This window comes from Actinoplanes subtropicus (assembly GCF_000721705.1).
Lineage (GTDB): Bacteria > Actinomycetota > Actinomycetes > Mycobacteriales > Micromonosporaceae > Actinoplanes > Actinoplanes subtropicus.
Map to the genome: position 1 here is coordinate 162,343 of NZ_JOJL01000016.1, position 22,116 is coordinate 184,458.

General features: G+C 72.4%; 16 protein-coding genes. 10 read left to right on the plus strand and 6 right to left on the minus strand.

What is annotated here, in order from left to right:
- Nucleotides 1–16: 16 nt before the first annotated feature.
- Nucleotides 17–793, minus strand: coding sequence for an Rv0361 family membrane protein (locus tag IH26_RS56015; protein ID WP_051808391.1), 777 nt, complete (start codon nucleotides 791–793; stop codon nucleotides 17–19).
- A 103-nt stretch (nucleotides 794–896) separates the two neighbouring features.
- Here IH26_RS56015 and sp36 point away from each other — a divergent pair, with 103 nt between their 5' ends.
- From sp36 to IH26_RS0122470, 5 genes are all read left to right on the plus strand, one after another.
- A complete protein-coding gene (gene sp36, locus IH26_RS59955; protein WP_157437327.1) occupies nucleotides 897–1,052 on the plus strand; it encodes a Sp36 family protein in 156 nt (51 codons plus the stop codon).
- The gene (locus IH26_RS0122455; protein ID WP_030438197.1) at nucleotides 1,049–1,537 is read left to right on the plus strand and encodes a RidA family protein; all 489 of its coding nucleotides are present in this window, start codon (nucleotides 1,049–1,051) and stop codon (nucleotides 1,535–1,537) included. Before sp36 ends, IH26_RS0122455 begins: the two co-directional genes overlap by 4 nt.
- A 102-nt stretch (nucleotides 1,538–1,639) precedes the next feature.
- Nucleotides 1,640–2,416 (plus strand): MBL fold metallo-hydrolase, encoded by a 777-nt coding sequence (locus IH26_RS0122460; protein ID WP_030438198.1) that lies wholly within the window; start codon nucleotides 1,640–1,642, stop codon nucleotides 2,414–2,416.
- Nucleotides 2,413–6,063: an adenylate/guanylate cyclase domain-containing protein gene (locus IH26_RS0122465; RefSeq protein WP_030438199.1), complete on the plus strand. Its 3,651-nt coding sequence runs from the start codon at nucleotides 2,413–2,415 to the stop codon at nucleotides 6,061–6,063. Before IH26_RS0122460 ends, IH26_RS0122465 begins: the two co-directional genes overlap by 4 nt.
- Before the next feature lie 79 nt (nucleotides 6,064–6,142).
- Nucleotides 6,143–7,045 carry a serine/threonine-protein kinase gene (locus IH26_RS0122470; protein ID WP_245665400.1) on the plus strand — a complete coding sequence of 301 codons (903 nt, stop codon included), beginning with the start codon at nucleotides 6,143–6,145 and terminating at the stop codon, nucleotides 7,043–7,045.
- Here the strand turns inward: IH26_RS0122470 and IH26_RS0122475 are convergent.
- From IH26_RS0122475 to IH26_RS0122485, 3 genes are all read right to left on the minus strand, one after another.
- A complete protein-coding gene (locus IH26_RS0122475) occupies nucleotides 7,022–9,067 on the minus strand; it encodes an acetyl/propionyl/methylcrotonyl-CoA carboxylase subunit alpha (protein WP_030438201.1) in 2,046 nt (681 codons plus the stop codon). The genes IH26_RS0122470 and IH26_RS0122475 overlap by 24 nt on opposite strands.
- Nucleotides 9,064–10,323 carry a carboxyl transferase domain-containing protein gene (locus tag IH26_RS0122480; RefSeq protein ID WP_030438202.1) on the minus strand — a complete coding sequence of 420 codons (1,260 nt, stop codon included), beginning with the start codon at nucleotides 10,321–10,323 and terminating at the stop codon, nucleotides 9,064–9,066. Before IH26_RS0122480 ends, IH26_RS0122475 begins: the two co-directional genes overlap by 4 nt.
- A gap of 263 nt (nucleotides 10,324–10,586) precedes the next feature.
- The gene (locus IH26_RS0122485) at nucleotides 10,587–11,264 is read right to left on the minus strand and encodes a Crp/Fnr family transcriptional regulator (protein ID WP_020515203.1); all 678 of its coding nucleotides are present in this window, start codon (nucleotides 11,262–11,264) and stop codon (nucleotides 10,587–10,589) included.
- Between the two features lie 206 nt (nucleotides 11,265–11,470).
- On the opposite strand from IH26_RS0122485, the gene IH26_RS0122490 reads away from it, so the two are divergent.
- The 5 genes from IH26_RS0122490 to IH26_RS0122510 are packed head-to-tail and all read left to right on the plus strand — an operon-like array spanning nucleotide 11,471 to nucleotide 15,984.
- Complete coding sequence (locus tag IH26_RS0122490; RefSeq protein WP_030438203.1) at nucleotides 11,471–12,664, plus strand: CapA family protein; 1,194 nt, start codon at nucleotides 11,471–11,473, stop codon at nucleotides 12,662–12,664.
- Between the two features lie 42 nt (nucleotides 12,665–12,706).
- Nucleotides 12,707–13,504, plus strand: a complete 798-nt coding sequence (nth, locus tag IH26_RS0122495; protein WP_030438204.1) for an endonuclease III — start codon at nucleotides 12,707–12,709, stop codon at nucleotides 13,502–13,504.
- Nucleotides 13,501–14,064, plus strand: a complete 564-nt coding sequence (locus IH26_RS0122500) for a TlpA family protein disulfide reductase (protein ID WP_030438205.1) — start codon at nucleotides 13,501–13,503, stop codon at nucleotides 14,062–14,064. The genes nth and IH26_RS0122500 overlap by 4 nt, the downstream gene beginning before the upstream one ends.
- On the plus strand, nucleotides 14,061–14,771 hold the full coding sequence (locus tag IH26_RS0122505) for an NUDIX hydrolase (protein WP_169789796.1): 711 nt from the start codon (nucleotides 14,061–14,063) through the stop codon (nucleotides 14,769–14,771). Before IH26_RS0122500 ends, IH26_RS0122505 begins: the two co-directional genes overlap by 4 nt.
- Before the next feature lie 34 nt (nucleotides 14,772–14,805).
- The gene (locus IH26_RS0122510) at nucleotides 14,806–15,984 is read left to right on the plus strand and encodes a MarP family serine protease (RefSeq protein WP_030438207.1); all 1,179 of its coding nucleotides are present in this window, start codon (nucleotides 14,806–14,808) and stop codon (nucleotides 15,982–15,984) included.
- 148 nt (nucleotides 15,985–16,132) lie between these two features.
- Here the strand turns inward: IH26_RS0122510 and mycP are convergent, their stop codons facing one another.
- Both mycP and IH26_RS0122520 read right to left on the minus strand, forming a co-directional pair.
- Complete coding sequence (gene mycP / locus IH26_RS0122515; RefSeq protein ID WP_425394394.1) at nucleotides 16,133–17,797, minus strand: type VII secretion-associated serine protease mycosin; 1,665 nt, start codon at nucleotides 17,795–17,797, stop codon at nucleotides 16,133–16,135.
- 348 nt (nucleotides 17,798–18,145) lie between these two features.
- On the minus strand, nucleotides 18,146–22,114 hold the full coding sequence (locus IH26_RS0122520; RefSeq protein ID WP_030438209.1) for a type VII secretion protein EccC: 3,969 nt from the start codon (nucleotides 22,112–22,114) through the stop codon (nucleotides 18,146–18,148).
- Nucleotides 22,115–22,116 lie beyond the last annotated feature (2 nt).

Below are 22,116 nucleotides of genomic sequence, written 5' to 3' on the forward strand. Positions count from 1 at the left end.
ACGGTACGGCGGGCTGTCAGCCGGAGACCTCGCAGACCAGCCACCCGGTCTTGCGGATCACGGTGAACTCGAGGTCTTGCCGGGCCGTCTTCTCATCGCCGGTGGACATCGTCACCTCGACCGAGACCAGCGCGCGGTCCTCGCCGGAGTTGGACACGGCCGGCTCGTCCCAGCGATAGACCGGGTCCTGGTACTGGTCGGAGTAGCTCTTGATCTCCCGGACCCGGTCGGTGAGCTTGGTCGGGTCGCGCGCCTCGCGGCAGACCAGATTGTCGGCGGCGGACGCGTCCTGCTGGGTGTAGACGGCGGTGAGGAACCTGTTCACCGCCGTGGCCGGGTCCGGCGAGCCGGGGTTGTCGGCATCCCGGAGCAGGAAGTACGCCGAGACCGCGCCGCCGGCGCAGAGCATCAGCGTGGCGGTCAGCGCCATCGACACCCACAGCGCGCCGCGTTTGCCCTTGGCCGCCGGGGTGGGCGGGCCGGACCAGATCGGCTCGGCCGGCGCCTCGACCGCTTCGGTCGCCGGCGGGTATTGCCAGGCCGGGTGCTCCGGCGGCTCGGTCTGCCACTGGCCGGGCGCCTCGTGCCGGGCTTGCCAGGGCGCGATCACCTGGGTCCGCTCGGGGGTCACCGCCGGCATCATCGCCGTGGGCGCCTCCGCGTAATCCCAGGTGTGCGGCGGCTCCGGCGGGACCGGGTCGTCCGGCGGGATCGGCTGCGGCGGCTCCGGATCGGGCGACGGCAGCGGCGCGGGCTCCGGATGACCCGGGTGGCCGCCCTGCGCGTGCGTCATCTCGCCCTCCGTGATCTCGTCGGCAGGTCTCAGCCTAACCAAGGCGGCCGTCGCGTGGGTCCTAAGCTGACCCGGTACCCGACGATTAGGGAGTCATCAGGCGATGCAGAAGTGGGAGTACGTGACCGTGCCCCTGCTGGTCCACGCGACCAAGCAGATCCTCGACAACTGGGGCGAGGACGGCTGGGAGCTCGTCCAGGTCGTTCCGGGCCCCAACCCGGAGCAGTTGATCGCTTACATGAAGCGGCCGAAGTCATGACGACGCCGATCGCGGGCGAGGGCGGGGTCGACGCGTACGCGAGGCTGGCCGAGCTCGGCATCAGCCTGCCGCCGGTGGTGCCACCGCTGGCGGCCTATCTGCCGGCCGTGCAGACCGGCAGTCACGTGTACGTCTCCGGCCAGCTCCCGATGGTCGAGGGCAAGCTGGCGCAGACCGGGAAGGTCGGCGCCGAGGTCACCGCCGAGCAGGCCGCCGAGCTGGCCCGCACGTGCGCGGTGAACGTGCTGGCCGCGGTCGAGGCGCTGGTCGGCCTCGGCCGGGTCGTGAAGGTCGTCAAGGTCGTCGGCTTCGTGGCCTCGGCGCCCGGGTTCACCGATCAGCCCACGGTCGTCAACGGCGCCTCGAACCTGTTCGGTGACGTCTTCGGCGAGCAGGGCCGGCACGCGCGCAGCGCCGTCGGGGTCGCCGAGCTGCCGCGGGACGCCCCGGTCGAGGTCGAGGCGATCATCGAAGTCGCCGGATAGCACGAGATCGCCTGATGGGTCGCTCTGCGTGACCTGAGCGGCTGCTGAGATCGCACATCCGGTCCTCGGCTCCACCCCCGTGCGCGACGTACGATTTTGCGCATGGGGGGAGCTGCGCTCGACGGCCGGCCGGGCTGGGTGACGCTGCTCCGTGCGCCCAATCCAGGCCCGATGACGCTGGACGGCACGAATACGTGGGTCCTGCGAGCGCCGGGCGAGGAGCTGGGCTTCGTGATCGACCCCGGCCCGCTCGACGAGGGCCATCTCCGCGCGATCGCCGAGCATGCTCCGTTCCGTGCCATCTTGATTACGCATGGTCACTTCGACCACGTCGAGGGCGCGCCCCGGCTCTCCGCGATGCTGGGCGGCACCCCCGTGCTGACCTCGTTCGATGCCGACATCGCGAGCGACGGCTTCCGCATCCGCGTTCTGGACACACCGGGGCACACCGCCGATTCAGTGTGTTTTCTCGCGGAATCGGGGAACAGTCCCGCGATGTTCACCGGCGACACGGTTCTCGGCCGCGGCAGCACAGTCGTCGCCGCGCCGGATGGCGACCTCGGGGCGTACCTGGAAAGTCTGGAGCTGCTCCGCACCCATCCGGATGTCCCGATGCTCCCCGGCCACGGCCCGGCGCAGCCGGACGTGGCCGCGATGGCCCAGTTCTACCTCGATCACCGCCGGGAACGGCTGGCCCAGGTCGAGGCGGCGATGGGGCAGGGCGCCGACACCCCGGAAAAGGTAGTGGATCTCGTTTATCCGGACATCGACCCGGCGGTGCGGTTTGCGGCGATCTTCAGTGCCAAAGCTCAACTGGATTATCTGAGTCACAAAAATCGGGAATCAGGAACAAGGGCCGACGGGTTGGATCGGCTGTGACCTGTCCGGTGTGTGGAACCGTCGCCGTGCCCGGCGCCCGCTTCTGCCACAACTGCGGCGCCGCCCTCCCGGCCGCGGCCACCCTGCCCGCCGCCGAGCGGCGGATCGTGACCGTGCTGTTCGGGGACCTGTCCGATTTCACCTCCTGGTCGGAGGATCTCGACCCGGAACGGGTCGGCGCGGTCACCGACCGGGTGCTGGCCGCCCTGGCCGGCGCGGTGAAGACGTTCGGCGGTCATGTCGACAAGCTGACCGGCGACGGGATCATGGCCGTCTTCGGCGCCCCGGTCGCCCATGAGGACGACGCCGAGCGGGCGGTCCGCGCCGCGTTGAGCATGCAGCGCGCGGTCCGCCGCGTGCTGGACGACGAGCGGGGCGGCGGCGCCCCGCTCGGCCTGCGGGTCGGGCTCAACACCGGCGAGGTGGTGGCCGGCATCCAGGCGTCCATCGAATACACCGTCATCGGCGACACCGTGAACACAGCCGCCCGGCTGGCCGACGCGGCCGCGGTCGGCGCGGTCTACGCGGGCTCGCGCACCAGCGCCGGCACCCGGCACGTCGCCTCCTGGCGGCAGCTGCGCCCGCTGCGGCTCAAGGGCAAGCGCGAGCCGGTGCCCGCGTTCGAACTGCTCGGCCTGCACGACGCGCCGGGCACGAGATCGGGCCTCGGCGACGAGGCGCCGTTCGTCGGCCGGGAGACCGAGCTCGGCCGGGTGGCCGGCCGGCTCGCCGAGGCGATCGACTCGAACACGCCGCGGGTCATGGTGATGACCGCCGAGGCCGGCATCGGCAAGTCTCGCTTCGCCGGCGAGGTCAAGCGCCTGGCCACCGGCTATGACGTGGGCGCCGGCGGACGGTACGCGGCGCACACCGGCGCCCGGGTGCTGCGGGTGCGCTGCCGCGCGTTCGGCGAGCGCCGCCGCTTCGCCCCGCTGGCCGACCTGGTCCGCAAGTCGGTCGGCCTGCCCAAGGACGTGGTGTCCACGGTCGGCCGCTCGGTGGTCGAGGAGCGGCTGCGCAAGCTGGCCAACCGCCTGAGCCGCGACGGCGAGGCTGCCAAGATCGACATTGACCGGCTGCTCGGCCTGCTCGGCTATGGCGAGGCCCCGACCAACCCGGTCGGCCCGGCCACCGGCGCCGACTGGCAGCCGGCCACCACCCGGCAGGACGCCGACGCGGTCTCCATCGCGGTCGGCGACCTGCTCTCCGCGCTCGCCGCCGAGGCGCCGCTGGTGGTCATCGTGGATGACCTGCACGACGCCACGGCCTCGACGGTGGACGCCCTGGGCCGCACGCTCTCGCTGCTCGAGGGCCCGGTCGTGGTGCTGCTGCTGGGCCGGCCGGAGCTGGTGCGTACGGCCGGCGCGCTGACCCGGCTCGCCGACGCCGAGGTGCACACGCTGCCCCCGCTGCGCGGCGCCGACGCGTCCCGGCTGCTCACCTCCTACCTCAACGGCGGCAAGCTGCCCCAGGCGGATACCGACCGGCTGCTCGCCACCGCCCAGGGCAACCCGTTCTACCTGGCCGAGATGGTCACGCTGCTGATGGAGCGGGGCGCGCTGACCCCGGCGATCGGGGCGCACGCCGCCGGCAAGTGGCAGCTGGCCTCCGGCTCGCTGAGCAGCTCGGTCAGCAGTCAACTGCTCTCCCGCGACCTGGCCGCGGTGCTCGCGGCCCGGATCGACGCGCTGCCGCCCGAGCCGCGCGCGGTGCTGCGGGACGCGGCCGTGGTCGGCGACACCGTGCCGACCGGAGTGATCGAGGCGTTGCGCGAGCGGCGGGCGGCCAGCGACGCCCGGCCCGGCGCGGTGGCCGCGGTCGAGCTGGAGCGCTCGATCGACGAGCTGTTGCAGCGCCGCATGCTGCACCGGGTGCGCGGCGGCTACGCGTTCACCACGCCGCTGATGCGCGAGGCGGCGTATTCCGGGATCGGCAAGGCCGACCTCGCCGACCGGCACGCGTACCTCGCCCAGTGGGCCGCCCCGGAGACCATCGACCGGCTCGGCTACGACGGCGCCTCACGGTTGAGCCTCACCGAGAACGAGCGGGACGCGTTCGTGGCGGCACATGCCGAGTGCACGGTCGAGCTCGCCGACCAGGTGCGGCTGCGGCCGGATGCCGCGGTGCGTGACGTGGCCCCGCTCGGCGTGGCGGCGCTGGGCCGGATGGCCCGGCGGGCCCTCGCGAACATCGAGCCGGCCGCCTCGATCGAGTACGCGGAGCGCGCCGCCCTGCTGGCCAAGGACGCTCTGCCGCTCTCCGACCAGCTGGTGCACGCCCGCGCGCTGCTGCGCCTGGGCCGGGCCGAGGAGGCGCTCTCGTACGGCGAGAAGATCGCCAAGAACTCGGCCGACGAGCCGACCAGCAAGGCCGAGGCGCTGCTGGTGGTGGGCCGGGCGCACGAGGCGCTGGGCGACATCGGCCGGGCCGTCGCGGCCTGGCAGGAAGCGCTGGACGTGGCCACCGAGGCCGAGTTGCTGCCCGAGCGGGCCAACGCGATGCGGCGGCTGGGGATGGCCGACTTCCTGGCCGGCCGGCTGAGCCAGGCGAGCAGCCGGTTCGCCGCGGCGTACCAGGTGACGCTGGCCGCGGGCGACCGGCACGGCCAGGCCTGGGCGCTGCAGAATCTGGCCTGGGTGACCACCACCCGCGGCGACTTCGCCGGGACGGATGCGGTGCTCGGCCGGGCCGCCCGGCTCTTCGCCGAGCTCGGCGACCCGGTGGGCCGGTCCTGGCTGCGCGGCACCACCGCGTTCGCCCGGCTGCTGGCCGGCCGCCTGCAGGAGTCGCGCCGCCTGGCCCGCATCTTCCTGCCCTTCGGCGACCGGGTCGGCGAGGCCTGGGCGGTCGGCACGCTGCGGGCGGTCGAGGCGTACGCGGCGAGCGAGCTGGGCGAGCTGGGGGAGGCCGACGGCGAGGCGCGCCGGGCGTACCGGGACTTCAACGCGGTCGGCGACGACTGGGGCCGGGGCCTGGCCATGGTCGTGCGCGGCGCGATCGCCCGCGGCCTGGGCGAGTTCGACCACGCCTTCGACCTGCTCACCGACGCCCTCGGGTACGCCGACCGGACCGGCCACCCGCTGCTGCTGGGGATGGCCGGCACCCTGCGTGGCTTCGTCGATCTGCAGCGTGGCGACCTGACTCTGGCCGAGGCCGACGCCCGCCGGGTGATGGCCGCGGTCGAGCCGCACAACCCGCTGGCGCCGGCCCAGGTCGGCCCGCGGGTGCTGCTGGCCGAGGCGCGGGTCCGGGCGGGCGACGCGGCGACCGCGATCGGGCTGCTCGCGCCGATCGCCAGCGACCAGGGCTCCCCGTCGCTGCTCTTCTCCCGGCGGCACGCGCTCGCCTCGTACGCGTCGGCTCTGCTCGCGGACGGCCGGGTCGAGGCCGCCCTGACCTGGATAGAGCGGGCTCGCGAGGCGCCGTCGGAGGACGTGCGCAGCGGCGTGCTGGCGGCGATGACCTACGCCCGGGTGCTGGCCGCGGCCGATCGCTGCGACGACGCCCGGCGGGCCGCGGACGAGGCGGTGACCCTCGCCTACTCGACCGAACAGGCGAGTGAACGGGCCGCCGCCGAGGAGCTTCGGGACACGTTGAACACCGAACCGATCGAAACTGTCATTTACGCGTCCGACGTGCCGGGATGACCTCGCTCGGTCCTGGCGTAAGTTCTCTTCCATGACGGGGACTCCGCCGGGACCGCTGCCTGTGCCTTATGTGCCGGGCATGTCTGGTTTGTCCGTCATAGCCCGCGGCGGCTACGCGACCGTCTACCGAGCCATGCAGGATTCGGTCGGCCGCGAGGTCGCCATCAAGGTGGAAAACCGCCGTCTGGACAGCAACCGTGACCAGGCCCGGTTCCTCCGCGAGGCGCGGGCCGCCGGGCGCATGTCGTCGCATCCGTACGTGGTCGACCTGTTCGACGTGGGCGTCACGGTCGACCAGCATCCGTACCTGATCATGGAGCTGTGCGACGGCTCCTACCTGGACCGGATGCGGATCAGGCCGCTGACCGCGGTCGAGACCAAGGACATGGGCGTCAAGATCGCCGATGCGCTGGTGCACTCGCATGCGAACGGCGTGCTGCACCGCGACGTGAAGCCGGCGAACATCCTCTACTCGCACTTCAACACGGCCCTGCTCGCCGATTTCGGCTTGGCCGTGCTGGGCGAGATGCGCGACTCCTCGGTCACCCTCGAGGTGCTGACCCCGGCGTACGCGCCGCCGGAGATGTTCCGGCACGACAACCCGTCCGGCGCGGTTGACGTCTATGCCCTCTGCGCCACCCTGTACGCGGTGATGCGCGGCCGCCCGCCCCGCTGGGACGGTGACCGCAACCCGAGCCTGATCACCCTGATGGACCTGTTCCACCAGCCCATCCCCGACCTGCCCGGCGTCCCGCGCGAGCTTGTCCAGCTGCTGCGCTACGGGATGGCCAACGACCCGGCCTCCCGGCCCACCGCCGAGCAACTGCGCGACCTGCTCACCAAGGTCGACCTGGAGTCGGGCGACCCGCCGGTGCCGCCGCCGCGCTGGTCGCCCGGCGACGACACGCCCACCGTGCGGGCCCAGTTCAAGCCGGCCAAGAAGAAATGGCTGTTCGGCCTACTCGGGATCCAGGACCGCTAGCAGCTCGCCGGTGTCCACCTCGGCGCCCGGGTGCACCGGGAGCGAGGCCACCACGCCGGCGCTCGGCGCGTGCACCGGGTGCTCCAGCTTCATCGCCTCCAGGGTGAGCAGCAGCTCGCCGGCGCGTACCCGCTGGCCGGGCACGACCAGCACGCGCCGCACCGCGCCGGGCAGCGGGGCGATCAGCGAGCCCTCGGCCGCCTCCGGGGCGGGCAGCGGGAACCGGGACAGCTCGCGCAGCGCCACCGAGCCCTCCGGGCTGTCCACGTAGGAGACCTCGCCGACCCGGTGCACGTTGAAGGTCAGCCGGATGCCGTTGACGTCCAGCACCACCCGCTCGTCGCCGGCCGCCACCACCACGGTCTCCGGGTGGTCGTCGAGCACCGGGGCCTGGCCCAGGCCGGCCAGGTCGAGCTCCTCCGGGTCGACCGCGCGCACCCACCAGCCGGCCAGCTCGCCGTGCCGGTTCATCCGGTAGCCGACCTCGACCGGGCCGGCCGGGCCGTCGTACACCGCGGTCTGCGAGCCGGACGGCACGTTGCGCCAGCCGGAGGGCAGGGAGCCGAGCACGGCGGCGGTTGCGCGTCGTCCGGCCGCGCCGGCCAGGGCGGCGGCAAGACAGGAGATGCGTACCGCGTCGACCGCCGACAGCAGCGGGGCGAACACCTCGGGCCGCCGGTCGAGGAAGTTGGTGTCCAGGTCCCCGGTCCGGAACGAGTGATGCCGCAGCACCCGGACCAGCAGGTCCCGGTTGGTGGCCACGCCGTGCAGCTGGGTCCGGGTCAGCGCCGAGGCGAGCATCCGGGCCGCCTCCTGCCGGGTCGGCGCCCAGGCGATCAGCTTGGCCAGCGTCGGGTCCGGGTGCACGCCGATCATCGAGCCGTCCTCCACGCCGGCGTCCAGGCGCAGGCCCGGCTGGGGCAGCGGGCGGAAGGCGCCGGCCACGTCGGGCACGGCGAACCGGTGCAAAGTGCCAGAGGCCGGAAGCCAGGCGTACGCCGGATCCTCCGCGCAGATCCGCACCTCGATGGCGTGCCCGCGGATCGGCGGCGGCCCCGGCATCGGCAGCATGCCGCCCTCGGCCACCAGCAGCTGCAACCGCACCAGGTCGTAGCCGGAGACGCACTCGGTCACCGCGTGCTCGGCCTGCAGGGTCGGGGTCAACTCGAGGAACCAGAAGTCGCCGGCGGAGTCCAGCAGGAACTCGACCGCGCCGGCGCCCACGTAGCCGATCGCCCGGACCGCGACGATCGCCGCCCGGCACAGCTCCTCGCGCAGCCCCGGGTCGACCGCCGGGGACGGGGTCTCCTCGATGATCTGCTGGTAGCGGCGCTGCACCGAGCACTCGCGCTCGCCGAACGGCACGACCGAGCCGTGCTCGTCGGCCAGGATCGGGATCTCGATGTGCCGGACGTCCTCCACGTACGGCTCGCAGAAGACGTCGCAACCCACCTCGCGCCGGGTCGACGCGATCGCCTCGGCGATCGTGCTGGCGTCCCGCACCACCCGCATGCCGGCGCCGCCCGAGCCGGCGTCCGGCTTGATCAGCACCGGGTAGCCGGTCACCTTGGCCGGCTCGGTGAAGGTCGGCAGCACCGGCACCCGTGCCTCGGCGGCCAGCGCCTTGGTCTCCCGCTTGCTGCGCAGCGTGCCGAGCACCTTCGCGGGGGCGCCGACCCAGATCATCCCGGCGTCGGCGACCGCGGCCGCGAAGTCCGGGTCCTCGGCGAGCAGGCCGTTGCCGGGGTGGATGGCGTTCGCCCCGGTCCGCTGCGCGGCCTTGATGATCAAATCACCACGCAAGTACGCAGCCGCTGTGCCTCTACCCAAGCCTGGACTATCAGTCGGCGGAGCCAGCGTTCCGCCGTCGAGGCGTACGGCATAGTCGGCCTCGGCCACGTGCGGCGCGTCGGAATCGGCGTCCGAGTAGACGGCGACCGTCTCGATGCCGACCAGGCGGCAGGTGGCGAACACCCGGCGGGCGATCTCCCCTCGATCTGCCACCAGAAGACGTCGGATCACTGGTCTACCTTTCCGGGTCGGAAGACACCGACGTGCCCGGCGCCCTCGACGACCGCGCTGTGCGTGGCGGAGAGGCAGAGGCCGAGGACGGTACGGGTGTCGCGGGGGTCGATGACACCGTCGTCGTCACCGCCGGCCGGCTCCTCGGCCGGCCAGCTGAACACGAAGCGGGGGTCGCCGGCGCGGCCGGTGTCCAGGGCCAGGTGCGGCACCGTGGACAGGGTCAGCGCCTCGATCTCGGCCGGGCCGAACCGCACCGCCAGCAGCAGCAGCGCGGTGTCGGTGGCGTTGGCGAGCTGGATCAGGTGCACGGCCTTCTGCGTCTCGGCGGCGGTGTGCGCGGCACCGGTGCCGGCCAGCACCCCGACCGGGTAGCCGTGCAGCTCGCCCCAGCCGGCCACCAGCGCCGGGCCGTGCGCCGGCTTGAACTCGTCGAAGTCGCTGCCGTCGAGGATCCGGGCGAGGATCTCCCGCGGGTCGTCGGTCTTGATGATCGACAGCAGGTCCTCGGCGTCGTACTTGGGCGCAGCCGGCGGGAAGGTGCGCGGCAGCGGCCCGCGCTTGCGCCAGTTCAGCCGCCGGACGCACTGCCGGGCCAGCCGCAGGCCATCCCGCTCGTCCTCGGCGGGCTGGTCGTGCGGGCTTCGCGCGGAGCCGTGCCCGCGCACCATGATCGTGTAGTCGGAGAGCTGCGGCAGGTACGCGTCGTTGCCGCCGACCGGGCCGAACACGACGGAGAAGATGGGCACCCGCTCGGCGGCGAGCCGGCCCAGGTCGCGGGCCAGGCCGCCGGCCCGGTGCGGCCCGCCGGCGGCGCCGTCCCCGGGCGACTCCACCAGGTTGATCAGCGGCAGGCGGTTGGATGAGGCGATCCGGGCGGCCCGGCGGATCTTCTCCAGCGGGTACGGGTTGTGCGCGGTGCGGTCCACGGTCGGATCGGTCGCGATGATCACGCACTCGACGCCCTCGACCACGCCCAGCCCGGTGACCACGCCCGCGCCGACCGGGAACTCGGTGCCCCAGGCCGCCGCCGGGGACAGCTCGAGAAACGGGCTGTCCTGGTCGAGCAGCATCTCGACGCGTTCCCGGGGCAGCAGCTTGCCGCGCGCGTGGTGCCGGGTCACGGCCTTCTCGCCGCCGCCGGCACGCGCCTGGTCCAGCGCCGCTTCGAGCCGGGCGAGCCGCTCCAGGGCGATCCCGCGGCTCTCCAGATAGGCAGGGGTGCGCGGGTCGATCGCCGTGTCGAGCACGGTCACGTCGGGACCCCGATGCGGTGTACGCCCCCCACCATGTTCAAAGCCGCGCCCTCTCGTGTTCGCCGGTGCCTCTCGACCACCTCCGTAACGAGCGGCCGAGCGGGTGCGACACGGATATGAATGACGCGGCTTTGTCGCCTTTTCAGGCGTATTTGGGGCGTTTGTCGACGGGGGTCAGACCCGAGCGCGGCGGGCCAGGCGCTCCGGGGCTGTGCTGCTACCGGCGCCTGGTCCTTCGGACCGGGGGCGCTGGCCGTCATCGCCTAGACGCGGGCTCGCCTGGCCAGGCGTTCCGGGTCCAGGATGATCACGCTCTTGCCGTCCAGGCGCAGCCAGGCGCGGGAGGCGAAGTCGGCCAGCGCCTTGTTCACCGTCTCGCGGGAAGCGCCGACCAGCTGGGCCAGCTCCTCCTGGGTGAGGTCGTGGGTGACGCGCAACACACCACCGTCGCGGGTGCCGAAGCGGCCGGCCATCTGCAGCAGGTTTTTCGCCACCCGGCCGGGCACGTCCGTGAAGATCAGGTCGGCCAGCGCGTCGTTGGTGCGCCGGAGCCGGCGGGCCAGCACCCGCAGCAACTGCTCGGCGATCTCCGGCCGATTGTTCAGCCAGGGGCGCAGCGACGTCTTCTTGAGCCGGGCGAGCCGGGCATCGGTCACCGCGGTCGCGGTCGCCGTGCGCGGACCCGGGTCGAACAGGGAGAGCTCGCCGACCATGTCGGACGGGCCCATGATCGACACGAGGTTCTGCCGGCCGTCCGCGGCCCGGCGACCCAGCTTGATCTTGCCGGACAGCACGATGTACAGGCTGTCACCGGCCTCGCCCTCGTTGAACAGGACGTCACCCTTGCGGACTTCGACCGTGTCCATCTCCTTGGCGAGCGCCTCGGCGGCCTCCGGGTCTACGCCCTGGAAGATTCCGCTGCGCGCCAGTACCTCATCCATCGCCGCACCTCCGAACACGCGCAACGCCTGCGCTCGATCAGTCTAGGCGCACGCGGGCGGGAATCGGGCAGGCACCCCTTGATCCGAATACTGCAGGGTAACCATTCCGACCGTGACGGGCAGTGGTTTTCGTCGCTCACGGCCGCGCGACAGGAAGGCATTGAGGGGGTCGCCCGCGGTGCTACCCGAAGGTATCGTCGCCGTCGATGAATTCCCAGCCCCCGTCCCAAAGCCCGGGCCTTTTCGGGCGTCCCGTCCTCACCGCGACGATCGCATTGGCCGTTTTGGCCGGTATCGGGCTGGGTGGCGTCGCGTTCGCGCAGCGAGGGTCGGTCCCCGGACCGCTGTGGCTGGAACCGGCCGAGGCCGCCCCCGTCTCCGCTCCCGTTTCCGCGAAACCGGCCGCCAGCACCGCCGGCACCGCCGGCGTACGGCGGATCACGGTCTCGGCCACCGGCGACATCATGATGAGCAACGCGCCGAACGGGATGCCACCGAGGGACGGCGCCGGCTTCTTCGACCCGGTGCGGGCCGACCTCAAATCCGACCTGGTGATGGGCAACCTCGAGCAGCCGCTCACCGAGGACACCGGCGCCTCGAAGTGCGGCACCCCGCCCGAGCCGAACTGTTATGCCTTCCGGTCGCCGCCGTCCTACGCGGCGCATCTGAAGGAGGGCGGGTTCCAGCTGATGAACCTGGCCAACAACCACACCCGCGACTTCGGCGTGCAGGGCGCGCTGAACACCCGGGCCGCGCTCGACGCCGCCGGCATCAAGTACACCGGTGCGCAGGACGAGATCACCGTCGTCGAGGTCAAGGGGATCAAGGTCGCGGTCGTGGGCTTCGCCGGGTACGCCGGAGCCAACAACCTCAACGACCTCGACCACGCCCGGACGGTGATCCAGCAGGCGAAGCAGCGGGCCGACCTGGTCATCGTGCAGGTGCACATGGGTGCCGAGGGCGCGGCCATGCAGCACGTCAAGCCGGGCAACGAGATCTTCCACGGGGAGAACCGCGGCGACCCGATCAAGTTCAGCCACACCGTCATCGACGCGGGCGCCGACCTGGTCGTCGGGCACAGCCCGCACGTGCTGCGGGCGATGGAGTTCTACCGGGGCAAGCTGATCGCGTACAGCCTCGGGAACTTCGCCGGGGCCGGGCACACGCTGAACAGTCAGGGCGCGCTCAAGTACGGCGGGATCCTGCGGGTCACGCTCGGCTCGGACGGGTCGTATGCCGGCGGGGAGTTCCGGTCGACGTACCTCGACGGTCTCGGCCTCCCGACCCGCGACACCGCCGGCGAACGGGGCCGCAAGCTGGTCCAGCAGCTCACCGCCGCCGACTTCGCGAGCACCGGGGCGAGGATCGGGGACGACGGGTCGATCTCGCCGCGGGCGTGAGGAGTTCCTGTCGTACCCGCGACGTACTCTTTAGCGGTGACTCTGGTGGTGCGGTCGGTCAAGCGGTTCGCGGGGGAGACGCCGATCGGGCGCAAGCGACGCGCCCGCAAGATGGCCAAGGTGCTCGCCGAGACGCACCCCGACGCGCATTGCGAGCTCGATTTCACCACCCCGCTCGAGCTCGCGATCGCCACCATTCTCTCCGCGCAGACCACCGACGTCCGGGTCAACCAGGTGACCCCCACGCTCTTCAAGAGGTACGTGACCGCCGCCGACTATGCCGGCGCCGATCGTGCCCAGCTGGAGGAACTGCTGCGCCCGACCGGCTTCTTCCGGGCGAAGACCGACTCGCTGATGAAGCTGGGCCAGGTCCTGGTGGAAAAGTACGACGGCGTCCTGCCCAACAAGCTCGACGAGCTGGTCAAGCTGCCCGGCATCGGGCGCAAGACGGCCAACGTGATTCTCGGCAACGCCTTCGACGTCCCCGGCATCACCGTCGACACCCACTTCCGGCGCCTGACCAACCGCTTCGGCTGGGTGCACGAGGAAGACCCGGTCAAGATCGAGTTCGAGGTCGCCGAGCTGATCGAGAAACGCGACTGGACCATGCTGTCGCACCGGGTGATCTTCCACGGCCGGCGCGTCTGCCACGCCCGCAAGCCGGCCTGCGGCGCCTGCACGCTGGCCACCATGTGCCCGTCGTACGGCACCGGCCCGACCGACGCGGCCGCCGCCGCCAAGCTGCTCAAGGGCCCGCGGGCGCGCGAGCTGGCGATCGCCGCCGGGGTCGACCCCGATCTCGTGCCGGCCGCCGCGGTCACCGAGCCGGAGGCCCCGTGAGGCCGTCGCGCCCGCTCGTCGCCGCCATGCTCGCGCTGGTCGCGGCCGTGGCGGCCGGGTGCACCGCCGAGGCCAAGTCGACCGACACCCCGTCGCCGTTCGCCGACTGTCAGGGCATCACCGGCCAGCCGGTGCCTTCCCTGCCGACCCTGCCCGACCTCAAACTCCCCTGCTTCACCGGCAAGGAGCAGATCGCGCTGCGCTCGGTGCCCGGTCCCCTGATCGTCAACCTGTGGGCGTCCTGGTGCGATCCCTGCCGCCGCGAGCTGCCGCTGATGCAGAAGGTGGCCACCCAGACGGCCGGCCGGGTCACCGTGATCGGCGTGGACACCGGCGACTCCCGCGAGGCCGGCGCGTCCTTCGCGGCGGACAAGGGTGTCAGCTTCCCGACGCTGTTCGACCCGGACAAGAAGCTGGCCAACGCGATCGCCGGGACGAACCTGCCGATCACCATCTTCATGGACGCATCCGGCAAGTCATACGTGAATAGGCTCCCGCTCGACGCGGCCAAGCTGTCCACTTTGGTCAAGCAGTGGGCCGGCCTGACGGTGGCGCTGTGAGCCAGGGGCGGGTGCTGTCGCGCCCCGGCGACCTGCCGTCCTGGTTCGATCCGCTGCTGGGCCGGGTCGACTCCTGCCGTACCGAGGATTTCACCACGCTGCGCCCGCCGGCCGGCGGCGGCCGCCCCAGCGCGGTGCTGGTGCTGCTCGGCGAGCAGACCCCCGGCGAGCCCGACCTGCTGGTCCTGCAGCGGGCCGCGACGATGCGTAACCACGCCGGCCAGCCGGCCTTCCCCGGCGGCGGCACCGACCCGGAAGATGCCGACGCCGTCGCCACCGCCCTGCGCGAGGCCCAGGAGGAGGTCGGGCTCGACCCGGCCAGCGCCGAGGTGCTGGCCCTGCTGCCCGACCTCTACATCCCGGTCAGCTCGTTCGTGGTGACGCCGGTGCTGGCCTGGTGGAAAAGGCCGCACGAGGTGAGCCCGCGGCAGCCGGCCGAGGTCGCGCACGTGGCTCGTCTGCCGATCGGTGAACTGGTCGACCCGCAGAACCGTATCCGGGTGCGGCATCCCAGCGGTTGGGTCGGGCCCGCCTTTCAGGTTCGGGGACTGCTGGTCTGGGGCTTCACGGCAGGGGTGATCTCGGTATTGCTCGACATGGGTGGTTGGTCGCGGCCGTGGCAGCCGGGACGCATAGTGGAGTTGCCGGAGGCATCAGCACCGGTCCCCGCCGCACGCGGCGGCGCGCCGGACGAGGTTCTGCCATGATCTTGCCCTGGCCCGCCCCCTCTACGCTGAGTGAGTGTCCGTGGTCGATGGCATCCTGATCCTGCTCATGCTGGTCTTCGCGATCAGCGGGTACCGCCAGGGCTTCGTCATCGGTGCGTTGTCCTTCGGCGGCTTCTTCAGCGGCGTGCTGATCGGCCTGCAGGTGGGCCCCCTGATCGCCGACAACTTCACCGACCCGACCGCCCGGCTGGTGGTGTCGCTCGCCTCGATCTTCGCGCTCGCCGTGCTCGGCCAGACGCTGGCCGGCTGGCTCGGCACCCACCTGCGCCGGCAGATCTCCAGCAAGCCGCTGCAGCGGGTCGACGACGCCGGCGGCGCGCTGATCTCGCTGGTCGCCGTGCTGCTGGTGGCGTGGCTGATCGCGGTGCCGCTCGGCTCGACCCCGTTCGAGGGGCTCAACCGCGAGGTGCGCAGCAGCGCGATCCTCGGCGGCATCGACAGCCTGATGCCGGAACAGGCGCAGGCGCTCTCCTCGGCGCTGCGCGACACGCTGGACACGAACGGCTTCCCCGATGTCTTCGGCGGCCTGGCGCCGACCCGCACCAAGGAGGTCGCGGCGCCCGACCCGGCGCTGAAGGGCTCGCAGATCGTGGCGAAGTCGAAAAGCTCGGTGATCAAGGTGCTGGGCACCGCGCCCAGCTGCTCGCGGCGGATCGAGGGCTCCGGCTTCCCCTACGCCGACGAGCGGGTGATGACCAACGCGCACGTGGTGGCCGGCACCCGGAACGTGGCGGTCGAGGTCAACGGCAGTGAGTTGCAGGCCAAGGTCGTGGTGTACGACCCGGAGCGCGATCTGGCGGTGCTCTACGTGCCCGGCCTGCGCGCCCCGATCATGCCGTTCGCCACGAAGCCGGCGGCGACCGGCGCGAGCGCGATCGTGCTGGGCTATCCGCAGGACGGGCCGTATGACGCCCAGTCCGCCCGGGTGAGCGACGTCAGCCGCATCACGGGCCCGGACATCTACGACTCCAACAACGTGACCCGCGAGATCTACACGATCCGCTCCCTGGTCCGCAGCGGCAACTCCGGCGGCCCCCTGATCACCCCGACCGGCCAGGTGCTCGGCGTGATCTTCGCCGCCGCCGCCGACGACAAGAACACCGGCTTCGCCCTGACCGCAGCCGAGGCGGCCCCGGTGGCTCAGGAAGGCCTGACCCGAACCCGCGGCGTCTCCACGGCAGACTGCGCGTAACCCGGTCCAAAAGAGCAAGATCAAATTCCCGCTACCGTACGGGACAGACAAGTCTCCGCTTTCCCAGCGACCTGGCTGCCGTCCCGGCCCCTGTGCCGCCCGCATCCGGGCTGTGCTGCAACTCGGGCGGGCCGAGCCAGGCGAAGGGTCACCCTGCCTGCCGCCGCTCACCCTCACGGCAAGGTGTCGCGCGGCGAGCCCCGCGCGCGACGGCCGAGAGTGGCGGGCGCCGCGCGGCGGCTGGCGGCGGCGGGCGGCGGCGTGCGGCGGCGGGCGGCGGCGGGCGACGGCGGGCGGCGGCGGGCGGCGGGCGGCGGGCGTGCGGCGTGGCGGCGAGAGCGCGCGGTGGCCGAGAAGTGCCGCGTGGTGGGCGGCGGGCGTGCGGCGTGGCGGCGAGAGCGCGCGGTGGCCGAGAAGTGCGGCGTGGTGGTCGAGTGCGGCGAGCGAGTGTGGCGCGCGGCGAGCGAGTGTGGCGCGCGGCAAGCGAGTGTGGCGCGCGGCAAGCGAGTGTGGCGCGCGGCAAGCGAGTGTGGCGCGCGGCAAGCGAGTGTGGCGATGTCGTGTAGGCGAAGCGGCGGATGGTCAGTAGGGCTGCGGCGGCGGAGACCAGCAGCAGGCCGGCGGCCAGGAGCCAGGCGTGGCGGGTGGGCCTGGCGGTGATCGTGGTGGGGGAGGCGGCCTGGCCGGCGGCGGCGTGCTGGGTCGGGACCGAGGCGTCGTCGGGGGCGGACAGGGCCTGGCCGGGGGCGGGGGCCGAGCCGAAGCGGGCTACGCCGGGGGAGGGGGAGTCGTCGAGCGGGTTTTCGAAGACTGCCGGGACCGAGGCGGTCAGGGCGCCGGTGGGGTTGACCTCGCCGAAGCCGTAGGTGGCGTCGCGGCCGGGTGGGCCGCGGTCGGTGGCGGTGCGGATGATGCGGTTGATGACCTCGCCGGCCGGCATGGTGGGCCAGCGGGAACGGATCAGCGCCGCCGTGCCGCTCACCATCGGGGCCGCGAAGCTGGTGCCCTGGACCTTCCAGTAGCCGCCGCCGGCCTGCGCGCCGACCAACTGCGTGGCGGGCGCGGTCACCACCGTTTCCTTGCCGGTGATCGAGCCGGACCAGAGCTGGCTGCTGTCCTTTTCCATGCCGGCCACCGCGACCACGCCGGGCTCGCGCGCCGGATACCACACCTCGGTGTCCGGCGAGGCGCTCGTGTTGCCGGTGCAGGCGACCACCACCACGTCCTTGGCGAACGCGTAGTCGAGCGCCGCGGACAGGGTGGCGCTGAAGCCGTTGCCGCCGAGCGACAGGTTGATCACCCGGGCGCCGTGGTCGACCGCCCAGCGGACGCCCTTGGCCACGATGATCGCGTCGTTGTAGCGGTTCTCCTCGTCCAGTACGCGTACCGGAAGAATCTTGGCTTTGGGAGCCATGCCGATGATGCCGTTCGTGTCGTCGCCGCGACCCGCGATGATCGCCGAGACGGTGGTGCCGTGGCCGACCAGGTCGGTGTCGCCGTCGCCCTTGGGGTCGACCAGGTCGACGCCGGGCAGCACCTGACCGACCAGGTCGGGGTGGGTGGCGTCGACGCCGGAGTCGATCACCGCGACCGTCACGCCGGCGCCGCTCGCATACGTCCAGGCGCCCTGGATGTTCAGCGTGCGCAGATACCATTCGTCGTTGCGGACCTGGTCGCCGACCAACGGGTTGACCGGCTCGGCGAGCGGGCGCGGGACGGCCGACAGGGGGGCGGCGGTCACCGGGGCGGCCGGGACGACGAGCGCGACGACCCCGGCGAGCGCTGCCGAGGCAAGGCGCCGCCCGCTCAGCAACCCGCACCGCCAGAGCGAAGGCGCAGCGCGCCGCCGCGGCGAAGGCACAGCGCACCGCCGCAGCGAAGGCGCAGCGCACCGCCGCGGCGAAGGCGCAGCGCACCGCCGGGGCGAAGGCGCAGCGCACCGCCGGGGCGAAGGTAACGCGGACCACCAGGGCGCAGGAAACGCTCCCTGCCTGGGGACAGGCGGCATCGCGCCCGGGGGTGGGCGGTCGTGCTCGCGGCAGTCACGGGGTGCATCGCTCATCCGATCCTGAACGGTCGATGCAGATTACTCCGAAACGGCGCGATATTGCTGGGGTTGGTCGATGCTTATCGCACCGGGAGTCTGTCAATTCGGGGGGTTTCACGCATACGGCGGCTGATGTGCCAGCTGGACGAGCCGGACGCCCTCACGGCGGGTGAGCAGGCGGCCACGTCCCGGCGGCATCAGCGTCGGCTTGACCGCACCGATCAAAGCGCCCTCATCGGACGGACCGGACATCACCAGGCCGGGCACCGACAGCTCGCGGAGCCGCTGGATCACCGGCTCGTACAGCGCCCGGCTCGCGCCGCCGGCCCGCCGGGTGAGTACCAGGTGCAGGCCGACGTCGCGGGCCTGCGGCAGGTATTCGAGCAGCGGGGTCAGCGGGTTGGTCGGGCCGGCCACCACCAGGTCGTAGTCGTCGACCAGGACGAACAGCTCCGGGCCGGTCCACCAGGACCGGTCGCGCAGCTGCTGGGCGGTGACATCCGGGCCGGGCAGGCGGCGTTCCATGTAGCCGGCCACCGACTGCATCAGCTCCAGCGTCTTCTGCGCCTGGATCCCGTACCCGATGCGGTGTTCCGATTCGGGCAGGTCCATCAGGCTGCGCCGGTAGTCGACCAGGATGATCCGGGCCTCCTCCGGCGTGAACCGGCGGACCACCGAGGTCGCCAGCGCCCGCAGGAACGAGCTCTTGCCGCACTCCGCGTCGCCGAACAGCAGGAAGTGCGGGTCCGAGGCGAAGTCGATCTCGACCTGCTGCAGGTCGGCCTCCGAGATGCCGATCGGCAGCCGCAGCCCGGAGCTGCGATCAAGGTCCATTTCGGAGTACGGGACGGACGAGGGCAGCATCCGCACGCGCGGGGCGAGCGGGCCGTGCCAGTTGGTGGCGACCGCCTTGACCAGCGCGTTCGTGTCGGCCATGGTGGCCAGTTCCGGACGTACGGTCAGGAAATGCAGGAATTTGGCCTTGTCGGTCGGGTGCTCGACGATGCCGCGGCCGGGCTTCTCCGGCACGCTCATCGCGGCCCGCCGGTTGATCACCGAGTCGCTCGGGTCGCCCAGCCGCAGCTCCAGCCGGGAGCCGAACAGGTCGCGGATCGCCGGCCGGAAATCCATCCAACGCGAGCTGGAGGCGACCACGTGGATGCCGTAGGACAGACCCCGGGTGGCGATGTCGGTGATCACCGGCTCGAGCTCCTCGTACTCCTTGCGGAGCGTGGACCAGCCGTCCACCACGAGGAACACGTCGCCGAACGGATCCGCGTCGGCGCCCGTGCCCGCCTTGTTGGCCCGGCGCCGCCGGTAGGACGCCATCGAGTCGATGCCCATCGCCGCGAACCGGGACTCGCGCTCGGTGAGCAGGGTCTGGATCTCGCCGACCGTACGCCGGACGCCGACCGTGTCGAGCCGGCCGGAGACCCCGCCCACGTGCGGCAGGTCGCGGACCGTGGTGAGCGAGCCGCCGCCGAAGTCGAGGCAGTAGACCTGCACCTCGGCCGGGGTGTGGGTGAGCGCGAGCCCGCAGATCATCGAGCGCAGCGCGGTCGACTTGCCGGAGAGCGTCGAGCCGACGAGCGCGACGTGCCCGGCCGCGCCGGCCAGTTGTAGCCACATCACGTCGCGCAGCTGCTCGCGCGGCTTGTCGATGACCGCGATCGGCACCTGCAGCGCGCCGTGCAGCTCGGGGTTGGCGAAGGCGAGGCCGCGCGTCGGGTCGGCGACCACCGGGCCGAGCAGCTCGTCGAGCGCCGGCGACTGGTTGAGCGGCGGCAGCCAGACCTGGTGGGCCGGCGGCCCCTGGCCGTTGAGCCGGTCGACCATCACGTCCAGCACGCTCTCGCCGGCGGGAATCTCTTCCGGCTTGGCCTCCACCGGCTTGACCGGTTTGGGGGCGGGGATGTAGCGCGTCGAGTACTCGAGGACCTGGGGGACGGCGGTCGCGCCACCGGCCGCTGCCCGGGCGCCGGCCTTGCGCAGCGGGCCCGACACGTACGCGGCCTTGAATCGCAGCAGCGGCTCGGTGCCGAACTTCAGGTAGCCGTGGCCGGGCGAGCGGGGCAGCTCGTAGGCGTCCGGCACGCCGAGCACGGCCCTCGATTCCAGCGCCGAGAAGGTTCGCAGGCCGATCCGGTACGACAGGTGCGTGTCCAGGCCGCGCAGCCGGCCCTCCTCGAGCCGCTGACTGGCCAGCAGCAGGTGCACGCCGAGCGACCGGCCCAACCGTCCGATCTGGACGAACAGGTCGATGAAGTCCGGCTTCGCGCTGAGCAGCTCGGAGAACTCGTCGCAGATGACCAGCAGCGACGGCAGCGGGGGCAGCGCCGCGCCACCCGCCCGGGCCTTCTCGTAGTCGCGCAGGCTGGCGTAGTTGCCCGCCTTCCGCAGCAGCTCCTGGCGGCGGATCATCTCGCCGTCGATCGCGTCCACCATGCGGTCGACCAGCACCAGCTCGTCGGCCAGGTTGGTGATCACTGCGGCGGTGTGCGGCAGCCGGTCGAGCGACGAGAAGGTCGCGCCACCCTTGAAGTCGATCAGTACGAAGTTCAGCGTCTCGGACGAATGGGTCGCGGCCAGCGCCATCACCAGCGTACGCAGCAGTTCCGACTTACCCGAGCCGGTGGCGCCGATCAGCAGGCCGTGCGGGCCCATGCCGTCCTGCGCCGACTCCTTGAGGTCGAGCTCGATCGCGCTGCCGTCGGCGCCCAGGCCGATCGGCACGCGCAGCTTGTCGCGGTTCGGCCGGGGCGTCCAGCTCTGCGCGACGCTGAACGTCTCCGGGTCGCCCAGCCCGAGCAGCTCGGCCAGGCCCATCTCGGTGGCCAGCGGGGTGTCCGACGACTTCGACATCGCGGCCAGCCGCAGCGGGGACAGCCGGCGGGCCACCGCCTCGGCCTGCTCGACGCTCAACTGGTCGGGCGTGCCCACCTCGGCCTCGTGATCCATCGAGTACGTGTTCAGCACCCGCCGGCTGCCCACGTGCGCGGCCTCGAGCACCAGCAGCGACCGGTCCAGCATGCGCGGCGGCAACTCGTCGAGGTCGAGCACGGTGACCCCGTCGATGCCGTCGTCGAGCTGGGTGGCGCCCTTGAGATTGATGCCGTCCAGCACGATCACCACGTGCGGCGCGTGACCGCCGGAGCCGCCGCCGAACCGCGGCCGGTTGCCGATCACGTCCTCGAGCAGGCGTTCCAGGTCGGGCCCGGTGCTCGCGACCAGCCGGACGTGGCCCAGCGCGTCGGTCCGCGACGGATGCAGGTTGTGCGGGAGCCACTTGACCCACTCCCACTCGGCCCGGCGCTCCGGGCCGGCGCAGATTGCGACGATCATGTCGTCCGGCGCGTGGAACGTGGCGAGCTGGCAGATCACCGCCCGGGTCAGCGAGCGGGCGTCCTGCTCGCCGGTAGGCCCGGCGCCGCGCAGGAAGACCCGGGCGAAGCCGCGCAGCGACGCCGCCACCGGCAGGTCGGGAACCACCGAATACGCGTCGAGGAAGCGTCGCAGCGCGCCCGCGGTCATCGGCTCGAGCTCGTCCAGCGGCCGGGTCTCCGGCGGGATCAGCGGGGTGGCCAGGGTCTGTGGGCCGACCGCGAGCCGCACCACCCCGAAATCCGGGTCGGCCGGGCGGCGCTCCCACACCCGGTAGCTGCCCGCGGTCGACCAGAGCTGGTGCGGGTCGGGGTGCCGGTAGAGCATGCCGACGCGCTGCCGGGTCGCCGTCTCGCGCACCCGTCGGCGCAGGCCGGCCAGGTGCCGCAGGTACTCCCGGCGGGCGGCCATCATCTCCGCCTTCTTGGGCGAGCCGCTGGCGCCGAAGCTGGTGGTGAGCATCGCGATCGAGGACACGCCGAAGAGGCCGCCGACGACGTACCCGTACGGCCCGCTGCGGCCCTGGCCCATCATCATCGCCATCGCCACCGAGCCACCGAGCATGGGCAGCGCCATCATCGCCTGCTGCCAGCGCCCGCCGGTCGTCTGCGGGATCTCCGGAGGAGGCTCGACGGCGATCTCTCCAGTCGGGATCTCCGGCGCCGCACGGCGCGCCGACCGCTTGATCACCACCGTGCTCATGC